A 9800-nucleotide genomic window follows, 5' to 3' on the forward strand; every position below is an offset into this window, starting at 1 on the left:
ACTCGCCCCGTTCTTATACGCCAGGGACTCCTGACCCAGGATACGGCGGCACCGCACCGAAATATCAGCGGCAGAAGCAACCCTGGCCGCATCGACCCGGCGGCCGAGGTCTTCGACCATGCCCAGCACCATCATCGCGTCCGCCTCACCCAAGAGCGAAAAAGACACCGAATCCAGCACGGCCACGGCCAGGTCACGCACCTGCTGCAACTGCCGCACGAGCGAGAGCACCGCCTGCGGTAAGGCGGTGGGGTGGTACGGAGTGGGGGCCCCAGCCATGCCCTAATAGTATCTGTGTACTAATCTGCAGTCAAGAGATTCCACACGAATATAGAAAGTAATTCGGTCAGCGCAGGAGTGGCGGGGAGCTCAACCGCGGATCACGCCAACGGGCTCCACCGCCGCTATCCGCTAGAAGTTCGGCAGGAACTCCTGCCAGACCGCCCGCCGCTCAGCGCGCGGATCCGATTCGATGCGATCGACCTCGTCGATGATCAGAGTCAGCCGGTCCGTTTCCGAGTAGGTCGGCCAGGTGTCGTCGGGCCGCCCGGTGCAGGCGAAGCGCAGCCAGCGCAGCCAGCGCAGGCGCATCCGTTCGCCCGCGTTGATGAAGAGTTCTCGACCGCGGAGCAGGCTCATGGCCCGGGCCGTGGGGCCGTCGACGTGGTCGAACAGGGCGAACAGCTCGATTCCGTGTGTGGCGCCGATGCCCAGCATGTGCGTAAGCCGCGGGGCCAGGTCGAACCGGTACGTAAAGACCGGAGCGACCCGGGAGTGGAAGTCGCCGATCTGAAGGCTCGGGTACCAAAACACGAAATCCTCACCGAAGTCCGACGACGACCGTTTTGCCGGCAGGCTCGCGTAGACGGAGCGCATCGCGTCGTGCGAGCTCACCGGGGCGTGGTCGAAGATGGCCGCGATACGCGTCGGCGACTTCGGCAGGATGTCCACCCGGCCCCGGAAGAGCGACCCCTGCCGCTCGTTGGTACCGATGATCAGCGGCACCCGGTGCGCGGTCCCGTGTCGGAAGGCGTCGAGCGGCCGCTCGGGCAGGAAATGCCCGTCGATCACCGGGATCATGCAGAAGGTGCCCGGGTTGGCATCCGGCGTGCGCGCCTGCAGCGCCACGGCCGCCTGGGTCAGGTCGGCTATCGCGGCGGTGGTCAGCAGCTCGTTCGGCGACAGGGCGGAGGCGTCCGGCCGCTGGGGGCGCAGCTCCGCCACGAACTCGGCGGCCCAGCCGTCGGTCAGTGAGTGCGGGAACGACGCGCTGGTCGGGGGACTCTGCGCGATGGCGCGGGCGAACAGCTCCGCTGCGGAGGGCGTCGCCATCAGATGGAGCACCGCGTTGGCGCCGGCCGATTCCCCGAACACGGTCACGTTGTGGGGATTCCCCCCCCCCTAAAGGCACGGATGTTGTCGTGCACCCACCAGAGGGCGGCCACCTGGTCGCGCAGCCCGAGATTGCTCTTGAAGAGCCGCTCCGGTGTCGAATACCGGGAGAAGTCGAGGTAGCNAATACCGGGAGAAGTCGAGGTAGCCGAGGGCACCCAGCCGGTAGTTGAAACTGACGTAGACCACCCGCCCGGTGCGCACGAAACTTTCCCCTCGGCCGGTGAAATCCTGCGAGGAGCCCACGCTGTAGCCACCGCCGTGGATGAAGACCATCACCGGGCGGCCCAGCCGCCTCCGCGACGCCGACGCCGGCCGAAGCACGAGAGACGTCTCGCACGCCCTCCCACGGGGCCACCGGCGCCACCTCGCGCAGGGTCGCGGTCATGGCGTCCTCACTTCGGGCGCGTCGACGCCGCTATCGGTACTCCGGGTTCGGCTGGAATCCGAACCGCTCGCCCTCGTCCCACTCCTCGCGGAGGTTCCCGTAGGCGGGGATGCCGCCGTTTGCCTTCAGCATCGCCGCCAGGTGCATCAGGTTCCAGGTCATAAAGGTCACGTTGCGGTTCGTGAAGTCGCTCTCCGGCCCCCCGGAATCCGGGTCCAGGTAGCTCGGGCCCGGACCGATCGCGCCGATCCAGCCGACGTCGGCCGTCGGCGGAATCGTGAAGCCGATGTGCTGCAAGCTATAGAGCACGTTCGACGCGCAGTGCTTCACGCCGTCCTCGTTGCCGGTGATGACGGCCCCGCCCACCTTGCCGTAGTAGACGTACTGACCCTTGTCGTTCAGCTCCCCCGACATGGCATAGAGCCGTTCGATCACGCGCTTGGTGACCGAGCCGTTGTCGCCGAGCCAGATCGGCCCGCCGATCACGACGATGTCGGAGGTGCGCACCTTGTCGAACAGGGCGGGCCAGGCATCCGTCGCCCAGCCGTGTTCGGTCATGTCGGGGTAGACGCCCGAGGCGATGTCGTGGTCGATGGCCCTAATGTTCTCGACGTGGACGCCCTGCTCGTGCATCAGGTTGATGCTGAGGTTCATCAAGCCCTGTGTGTGGCTGATTTCGGGGCTTCGTTTAAGGGTGCAATTGATGAACAGGGCCCGAAGGCCGGCGTATTCGAAGGATGCCTGGGTGTCGCGGGTCGCGGTCATGGTGTCAGTTTTGCACCGGCCCCAGACCTCGTCTAGGGCCACACCGGAGCCCGCGCCCTCCGGATCGGGCCTTCGATCGGGCCGCGAATCGGGTTAACTGGGAGAGTGATTTCCAGAGAGCATCGGGTTCTGATCGTGGCCATTCTGGCGTCGTTCGTGGCGTTCCTGGACGGCTCCATCGTCACGGTCGCGCTGCCGGCGATTTCGCGGGAACTCGGCGGCGGCCTGGTGCTGGCGCAGTGGGTGGTCGACGGCTATCTGCTCTCGTTGGGCGCCCTGATCCTCGTGGCGGGGTCGCTCTCGGACACGTTCGGCCGGGTGCGGGTGCTCCGCATCGGACTGATCTGGTTCGGGATCGCCTCGCTGGCCTGCGCGGTGGCACCGTGGGGGAGCGCGCTCGTGCTCGCCCGGGTGCTGCAGGGGATGGCGGCGGCCCTGCTCGTGCCGAGTTCTCTGGCGCTGATCACCTCCACCTTCTCCGGGGCGGCACAGGGGCGAGCGATCGGGGCCTGGACCGGCTGGACGGGCATCGCGGGCATCATGGGCCCGGTGCTCGGCGGCATCCTGGTGGACACGTTCAGCTGGCGCCTCATCTTCGGGCTCAACGTGATCCCCATCGTGGTTACCCTGGTGCTGCTGGCCGGCCTGGACGAGCCGGTGCGCACCCGTCCGGCGGCCCCCATCGACGCGTGGGGCGCCAGCCTGGCCGCGCTCGGGCTGGGCGGGCCGGTCTTCGCCCTGATCGAGCAGGGGCGGCTGGGCTGGGCCAGCCCGGTCGTGTTCGTGCCGCTCGTCGTCGGGCTGCTGGCCTTGGCGGGGTTCGTCTGGTGGGAGGCGCGCGCGCCGCATCCGATGATGCCCCTGAGCCTGTTCACGATCCGCAATTTCGGCGTCGGGAACCTCGCCACGGTCGGCGTCTACGCGGCGCTCAGCCTCGGCTTCTTCGTCTTCACGGTCTATTTGCAGCAGGTTGGCGGCTTCTCGGCGACCGCGGCCGGTTTCGCCGGCATCCCGGCGACGCTCATGCTGCTGCTCTTCGCGACACTGTTCGGCACCCTGGCCGGTCGCTACGGACCGCGCGCGTTTATGACCGTGGGCCCGATGGTGGCAGGAGCCGGATTCTTGCTGCTACTCGGGGCGGTGCCGCCGATCGCGCTCTGGTCGCAGGTCGTGCCGGCCGTCGTCGTGATCGGCCTCGGCCTGGCCATCACCGTGGCTCCGCTGACCTCCGCGGTGCTCGGGTCCATCCGGTCCGAGCAGGCCGGGATCGGTTCGGCCATCAACAATGCCGTGTCCCGGGTGGCCGGCCTGGTCGCGATCGCCCTGGCTGGGACGATCATCGGAGCGACGCTCGACGTTGCCGGATTCCAGCGCGTGATGGTCGTCGTCGCGGGCCTGATGTTCGCAGGTGGGCTGGTCTCCTGGCTCGGAATTCGCACTCCGGTCCCGGTTGCCGCACCAGAGCACCCCGAATAGCTGTTATAGTTTTCAAGTTGTCATGGGGCGCTTAGCTTCGAGACAGCCTGCGCTCGTAGCTCAACGGATAGAGCATCTGACTACGGATCAGAAGGTTGGGGGTTCGAATCCCTTCGGGCGCACAGCAAAAACCCCCGCAATCGTTGAGATTGCGGGGGGTTTTGTCGTTGGTCGGCGCAAGGGGATGAGGGGCGAACCCCTCCGGAACCCCTCCGCACGGGTCGCGGCCAGGCACCCGACGCAGCGCAACCAGCGTCTTTAGTGTTCTAAGACCTCAATCCGAGTGGCTTTGAAGTGGGTGACAGGAGCACCGCCAGGACTCTTTTCTTCCGTGACTTCTGTCGAGATGCGCACTCTTCGCCCGACACTCAAGGACTTGATGACGGACTTGTCGATCTCCGTCGCGTTCACGGTTTCGTACTCACCCTTACCGATTTCAAGCTTCAAAGGACTGATGTCGCTGACAGTCCGAAGGATGCCCTCGAGCTGAACCGGTTCCTTCTCCAGCTCCCTACTTGCAACGAGTTTTCCGAGGTGCAATAAGTCGGGAACAGACATGCGGAGGTTTAGGGCTGCTTTGCGTGGCTCGGTCCAAGAGAACTCAGTTTCAAACTGCGATGCGGCGAGGGTATTTGCCAGGTCGCGCAACGAAGTAGCGACTCTCGGCCCTCTCTCTTCGAGAGTTTGCAGGAATGCTGCCGCGTCGGCGTCGGGGCCGACACCCTTGCTTTGTGCGAGAAGCGTCATCGCGTCGACTACTGACCGGTCGACGAGTTGGCTGGTGGGTTGATCGAATAGCTGAATCTGACCATCGGGAGCAATCTCGGTGGCGATCAAAGTATCAGGAGCAAGCTCCAACACCGGTAGCGCTGGACGCACCGAGTGAGTGTTTCGTGCGCGCCACAGATTGTTTGGTCCCCCGATTCAGAATCGGGGGACCGGGCGCGCGCGACCAGGGCAGGTCGTTACAGGTTCCACCCCGGTCACGAACTTGGGTCGCAACCGGTGCCATACGGCCGGGCAAAGACCAACGACTTGGCGTGCCCTCGACTAGCTCGGCTGATGACCGTCTTGTGTTTGGGCGACGTTGCATATATCGACACCTTTCGATGTGTGATCGACCAATACATCGACACTTATCAATATATAAAGGGGGGCACCGAGATGAATCCGGACTTGTTCATGATTTGCTACCGCCAGCAGGAGCGCGAGCTCGATGAGCGGCTGGAACAGCGCCTCGCAATTGAAGGGCGCCTGGCGCTGGAGGAAGGTGCCCCAGCGTGTGTCATGGGACTGTCGGAAAGGTTCCGGAGTCTGGTCCGCGCGATCGAGCGCCTACGCGAGAGGACTCGTTACGGGGCGCCGGCGGCGACCTGCTGCGCCACTACCTGAGCTGGAGCAGGTGAGGAATCAGGGCTCGTTCACGTCGCGTTTCTTCGCCTCGATAGATGCTCACCTCGGGACCCTGAGCGTCGATTCGCCGGCGGTAGTTGTTGTTCCCATTGACGTTGAGAGCACGGTCGATGGGTGATTCGCCGCCGATGCCGGTATGGACTCTGTGGTGGCTGTAGCTATGGATCCAGTCTTGGAGGTGGCTGCTCGGGCGGCCGTGTCCGTGACCGCCCGGATGGACCCGGCCATCAGGAGGCCCATCGCGAGCATTGCCGAACATGCGTGGCAGGCCATCAGATACACCGATGCCCTCTACGACGGAACCACGAAAGCGTGAATCTCGAACGCCGAGTTCCCCTTCAGCGCGCTCACCTCCCGCAAGAAGAGGCGTGCTCATCATTGGCCGCCTCGTGGTGCGGCGGATCCCCGAGCTGGACAAGAAAGACCTCGAGCACCCCACCCTCTTTGACACGCACCGCTTCCACGTGTTTTACACCACCAACGACCTGTCCACTGTCGCCGCCGGCAAAACCTACCGTGCTCACTTCGTCATTGAGTTCGTTCACGCGGGCCCGAAGAACAGCGCCCTGGCGCACCTGCCCGCCGGCGTGTTCACCGCCAACGCCGCCTGGCTGGTCCTGGCCGTGATGGTCTTCAACCTCACCCGCGCCGCGGCGACCATCGTCGGCGCCGGCCTCGCCACGGCGACCACGGCTACCATCCGCCGGAATCTCGTCACCGTCCAGACAGGATCGCTTCCTCAGCCCGGCGCTTCATGCTCCACTTGACCGAGCGATGGCCCTGGGAACCGCGTGGACCGTCTGTTTTGCCACAACACCGGGCGCCCCGACCCGAGTCCCAAATCGAATGGTTCGATTCCAAGGGCCGAGGCCGACCCCAATCGGCTCGCGGTCGCATTACTGATCGCGTAAGAGGGTCGAAACCTTCTTACCGAAACTCGCCGCTCGATCGAACCGGTGCAGATCGCGATGGGCACCATCCTGGACTACATCGAGACCTTCGTTCAGCAGGAGTCAACCCTCAGTACGCCACGGTGATTGGCGGCGGACCGAAAATTATACTGCCGTTGTGGCCGCCGAATCCGAAGCTGTTCGACATCACGGGGCCTCGCGGCAGAGGGCGGGGAGTGGTGGCGATGTCGATGTCGATCGTCTCGTCTTGATTGACTAGGCCGATGGTTGGAGGGACCATTGCCTTCTCAAAACCGAGAGCAACCGCTACGGCCTCGACCGCACCAGCCGCACCGAACGAGTGACCTGTCACACCCTTGATGCTTGTCACGACAGGCCGGGTCGTCCCGAACACGCGTTGAAGAGCTTCCCCTTCTGCCGCGTCGTTGAGCCCCGTCGATGTTCCGTGTGCGTTGACATGAACGATTTCTTCGGGTGCGATCCCCGCATCGTTCAGTGCCAGCCTCATCGTGCGCTCGGCGCCGGTTCCATGAGGAGCGGGAGCTGTAATGTGGTGCGCATCTGACGTTGAGGCGGCCCCGTCGATGGTCATGTAGATGCGCGCGCCCCTTGCGACAGCCGCATCGTAGGGCTCCAGGATCAGGATGCCGCAAGCCTCAGAAGCAGCCAGACCGTCTCGATCGCGGTCGAAGGGGCGGGAGATACCCGACTTTGACAGCGCTCGCATATTCGCGAAGCCAGCCAGGCTAACCGGGGAGAGGCTCGAGTCGGTACCTCCGGCGATGACCAGGTCAGCGGTTCCGTGTGCGATGAGACGAGCTCCGGCGGCGATGGCATCCGTGCCTGCAGCACAGGCCGTCGCAGTCGTCAGTGCGGCACCTCGCAACCCGAATCGTATGCTCAGCGCGCCGGCCGCGGCATTGGGCATCACCATCGGAACGGTGTGCGGGGAGACGAACCGCTCGCCCTTCTCGCGGAGGACATCTGCCTGCATGGAGTAGGTCTGAATCCCACCAATGCCGGTTCCGATGGAGACGGCAGCGCGGTCCCTGTCTACAAAATCGGCGAGCATCGACACATCCGACGCATCGTCCGGCTGCGCGCCGACATCAAGCAGCCCGGCGTCTCGAAGTGCTTCATCGGCGGCGACGATGGCGAATCGTACATTGATGTCGGAGTTTTTCGCAGTCTTGTGGGTCATCACCCGTCGGGCGTTGAGAGTGTCGTGGGCAACTCTGCGCACGGCAGACGGGGGCATATCCCGAAACAGGCTCGACCAGAAGTCGACGACGCCGACACCCCCCGGCGTGACGACACCGATGCCAGTGACAGCGACTTGCCTATTCAACGGTGCCCGCATGCAGATGCTCCCTCTCACAATCCGATCAGTTTGGATTTCTTTTTTTACCGTACGGCGAGACCGTTCTCTGGGACACCGAGTTCGCTGCAAACAATTCGTCCCGAAGTTGTAGATCACCGATGGTCGGGTTGCGACTGCCCTCTCGTCGGAGAGGCCGAAACCCCGAGCGCTTCAGCACCAGCTGCGACCCGAAGATCCTCGCCACCCCCGACGCGGCCTGGATCAACAGGCCAGCCGAACCACAAGAGGCGGAGCCGAAACTAGCCGCCTAAACTCACGCTGGCCTCATTAACCTTGACAAATTCCGCCTCGCTCACGTTCGTGTTCCATCGCATACGTCCCGTAATCGACTAAGGATGTCAAGCAGCGCGGTCTGCCTGCACAGCCTGGGGGCGCGCAGCGAACGAGAGTGAGTCCTGCCGCGCCGCACGCCACAGAGCGATCACAAGCGCCACTGTAACCGGTGTCCAGAGCATCCGCTCAACGAAGGACGGAGAAGCGAGATTCATAACGGCCCCGACGAAAAGCAGGACGGTCGCTCCATAGAGCACGCGCCGGCGGAGCGTCGTGCTAGCCCAACGAGTGCCGACGACACCAGCGAGTGCGACATAGAAAACTCCCTGCATTGCGCTGCTCACCCGGAATTCGTCGGGGAGCACTCCAGGGTTGATCCCACCGAGGGCGGCTTCACCCCAGGGTGCGCCCGCGGCCAATGCCACTTGGAATGCGGCGATTACAAGGAAGAGCGCCGCGGCAACTTTTCCGGCGGTGCTGGCCGGGAATCGGAGATTCTTGGACTCTACAGAGCTCATCGGGTTCCTTTGTTCGAGTAGCGCGCCAACGCGATCGCGTTTTTGTCCGCTTTATATCTACTAGATACAATAGCATCGATGCACTGGATATATCTACAAGCAATAACAGCGCTTGCTGCGAGACTCCCATCGCGCTGAGTCTCAGTGAGCCAAGCAACCTACCGAATTGTTCTCACTAGCTGTTCGCTGAACGCAGCTACCCGGTGTGCACTGTCCCGGCGTTCGAGCGGCACGCACGGCTAGCACGAGATTCACGAACATATACGAGCCAAAGATCAGGCGGTGAATAAGTAGAAGGCCGCCGTCGCCGATAGGGCGCGGGTACCAGACGGCCATCATAGGCCTGAGAGCGCGGCCATCATGCCGGCCGTGATCAGGACAGGCCCGGCCGTGCGGTGCCAACGCCGCCCTCCGCGGAGCGCGGGGAGGAAATGGAATGCCCCGACCACGCTGAAGAGCGTTGCGCCAACGATATGCAGCACGACGGGAAACGGCGAGTCGGTTAATCGGGTCTGCTCCGGAACCACCTCGGGGCCGCCGCCCGACTGGACTAGACGGAAGGCTCCCGCACGAATTGTTCAGCTTGATGCTGCGGACTACCCGAGGTTGGCTGCTGCCAGAGAACCTTCCGCGGGTTACCTCCACCAATTCCGGAGGTTCTCCCTTTTCACAAGCCGCGAGGTCTCACCAAGGTCCTGGCCGGGTACACCTAAAGACGTGAGACGAGGAACATGCCCACGAGAGGCGCTAGCACCGCCCCGGAACCAACGCTCACTAGAAGGACCGCAGCGAACCGTTGCCCGCGCCCCAGGCGCGCACCACGGTTTGGGCGATGCCACAGTGCAAAGGCGACTCCGGCAAGCACTAGCACGAACCCAAGGGGCAGAAGTATGAGCGCAACATCCGACATCGGGCAAGGTTATCATCGCGCAAAACGCAGACGCCCGGTGCCGCCGACAACTTGCGGCGCGCGCGGTGACCCGGCCGCACCGCCCCGCGAGCCGAAGAACCTGCCCAGCGTCCTCCAGCAGGTATGAAGGTCTGCGTTCTGCGCTCTCTCCTAAAATTCGGGGGTGCTGCGTGCAAGACTTACGGCGGAAGCGACATATGCATTATGTGAGCATCGCCAACACCCCAGCCACCGCCGACATGAGCGAGGGAGCGGCGATGCCTGAGAGCGCGGGCCCGCCCAAGACGGCGGCCGACGTCGACTGGTTCACCGTGATCGTCCGGGCGCACTCGACTGCGCTCGTGCGCTACTTCGCCCGCCGCGGACCGCGTCA

The 9800-nt window shown here is 64.1% G+C and carries 8 protein-coding genes, 1 tRNA gene and 2 pseudogenes; 4 read left to right on the forward strand and 7 right to left on the reverse strand.

The annotated features are described in order from the left end of the window. The 3 genes and pseudogenes from E3O62_RS13100 to E3O62_RS13110 all read right to left on the reverse strand — a co-directional run. Positions 1 to 279: hypothetical protein (locus E3O62_RS13100; RefSeq protein WP_134398794.1), on the reverse strand; the 279-nt coding region annotated here is incomplete at its 3' end. 132 nt (positions 280 to 411) lie between these two features. Further along, positions 412 to 1716: pseudogene (locus E3O62_RS13105) on the reverse strand (carboxylesterase family protein). A 94-nt stretch (positions 1717 to 1810) separates the two neighbouring features. Then, a complete protein-coding gene (locus tag E3O62_RS13110) occupies positions 1811 to 2545 on the reverse strand; it encodes a flavodoxin family protein (protein WP_134398795.1) in 735 nt (244 codons plus the stop codon). Positions 2546 to 2650: 105 nt separating this feature from the next. On the opposite strand from E3O62_RS13110, the gene E3O62_RS13115 reads away from it, so the two are divergent. Both E3O62_RS13115 and E3O62_RS13120 read left to right on the forward strand, forming a co-directional pair. Beyond that, on the forward strand, positions 2651 to 4021 hold the full coding sequence (locus tag E3O62_RS13115; RefSeq protein ID WP_134398796.1) for an MFS transporter: 1371 nt from the start codon (positions 2651 to 2653) through the stop codon (positions 4019 to 4021). A 49-nt stretch (positions 4022 to 4070) separates the two neighbouring features. Further along, positions 4071 to 4143 (forward strand) — tRNA-Arg (locus tag E3O62_RS13120). A gap of 136 nt (positions 4144 to 4279) precedes the next feature. Here the strand turns inward: E3O62_RS13120 and E3O62_RS13125 are convergent. Continuing rightward, complete coding sequence (locus E3O62_RS13125; RefSeq protein ID WP_134398797.1) at positions 4280 to 4900, reverse strand: hypothetical protein; 621 nt, start codon at positions 4898 to 4900, stop codon at positions 4280 to 4282. Between the two features lie 234 nt (positions 4901 to 5134). Between E3O62_RS13125 and E3O62_RS13130 the strand changes: the two genes are divergently transcribed. Further along, the gene (locus E3O62_RS13130) at positions 5135 to 5413 is read left to right on the forward strand and encodes a hypothetical protein (protein WP_134398798.1); all 279 of its coding nucleotides are present in this window, start codon (positions 5135 to 5137) and stop codon (positions 5411 to 5413) included. Between the two features lie 199 nt (positions 5414 to 5612). Continuing rightward, positions 5613 to 6221 (forward strand): annotated as a pseudogene (locus E3O62_RS13135) (IS1380 family transposase); the annotation flags it as partial. A gap of 233 nt (positions 6222 to 6454) precedes the next feature. Here the strand turns inward: E3O62_RS13135 and E3O62_RS13140 are convergent. The 3 genes from E3O62_RS13140 to E3O62_RS17580 all read right to left on the reverse strand — a co-directional run bounded on the left by E3O62_RS13140 (position 6455) and on the right by E3O62_RS17580 (position 9044). Then, positions 6455 to 7822, reverse strand: a complete 1368-nt coding sequence (locus E3O62_RS13140) for a beta-ketoacyl synthase (protein WP_198413796.1) — start codon at positions 7820 to 7822, stop codon at positions 6455 to 6457. A gap of 242 nt (positions 7823 to 8064) precedes the next feature. Continuing rightward, the gene (locus E3O62_RS13145) at positions 8065 to 8517 is read right to left on the reverse strand and encodes a hypothetical protein (RefSeq protein ID WP_134398800.1); all 453 of its coding nucleotides are present in this window, start codon (positions 8515 to 8517) and stop codon (positions 8065 to 8067) included. Between the two features lie 335 nt (positions 8518 to 8852). Further along, positions 8853 to 9044, reverse strand: a complete 192-nt coding sequence (locus tag E3O62_RS17580) for a DUF2306 domain-containing protein (RefSeq protein WP_370448932.1) — start codon at positions 9042 to 9044, stop codon at positions 8853 to 8855. Positions 9045 to 9800: the final 756 nt, after the last annotated feature.

The organism is Cryobacterium sp. TMT2-15-1 (genome assembly GCF_004402345.1).
Lineage (GTDB): Bacteria > Actinomycetota > Actinomycetes > Actinomycetales > Microbacteriaceae > Cryobacterium > Cryobacterium sandaracinum.

Coding starts and splice junctions, on each gene's coding strand:
- E3O62_RS13110 (WP_134398795.1), bottom strand. CDS start 2,545: ATGACCGCGACCCGCGACACCCAGGCATCCTTCGAATACGCCGGCCTT.
- E3O62_RS13145 (WP_134398800.1), bottom strand. CDS start 8,517: ATGAGCTCTGTAGAGTCCAAGAATCTCCGATTCCCGGCCAGCACCGCC.